Annotated in this window: 2 tRNA genes and 1 rRNA gene; all 3 read left to right on the top strand. The window is 39.8% G+C overall.

Features of this window, described 5'->3' with window-relative positions:
- Nucleotides 1–76 (top strand): 16S ribosomal RNA (locus H4J50_RS19005); the annotation flags it as partial.
- Between the two features lie 76 nt (nucleotides 77–152).
- Nucleotides 153–229 (top strand) — tRNA-Ile (locus H4J50_RS19000).
- 111 nt (nucleotides 230–340) lie between these two features.
- Nucleotides 341–416: transfer RNA gene (locus H4J50_RS18995), tRNA-Ala, on the top strand.
- Nucleotides 417–711: the final 295 nt, after the last annotated feature.

The following is a 711-nucleotide window of genomic DNA, read 5'->3' as shown; positions in this document are numbered from 1 at the left end:
CACGGAGTGATTCATGACTGGGGTGAAGTCGTAACAAGGTAGCCCTAGGGGAACCTGGGGCTGGATCACCTCCTTATACGATTTAGAACTTATTTGTTCGTAGTGTCCACACAGATGATTGTTAATTGTAAAGAGAACAACACTTATTGTTTGGGTCTGTAGCTCAGCTGGTTAGAGCGCACCCCTGATAAGGGTGAGGTCGGTAGTTCAAATCTACTCAGACCCACCACTTCTTCTTGATACTTCGTTGTAAGTTTCGTCGTTTAGTTATCTAAACGTCCTCTACTTACGCCTTGTCTCAAATCGAAGTCGGTATACAAACAGTAAGACCAGCATATGTGGGGCTATAGCTCAGCTGGGAGAGCGCCTGCCTTGCACGCAGGAGGTCAGCAGTTCGATCCTGCTTAGCTCCACCACTTTACTTCTTAAAAATAAATATTCTTTATCGGGTCATAAACGACCTGAGAACGAAGTGTGTTTAATTTTGAGAAGTTTTTATTTCTCTTGCTCTTTAAAAATTTGGAAAAGCTGATAATAAAATTCTGATGAATAACATTGTTATTTATCAAGAGTTTTCAAAAGTAAAAAAAAGAATGGTAGCAGTACCATTCAGTGCCATTTAATTAACTCTTATGAGTTGATTGATTGGTATCTACTTTAGTATTCAATATTGACTTCTGGCGAAGTTAAACTGTCACACAACAAAGACCC

Source organism: Colwellia sp. 6M3 (assembly GCF_014077595.1).
Classification (GTDB): Bacteria; Pseudomonadota; Gammaproteobacteria; order Enterobacterales; family Alteromonadaceae; genus Cognaticolwellia.
Note: the sequence above shows the minus strand (reverse complement) of the source record. Positions and strands in the feature narration are given on the sequence as shown.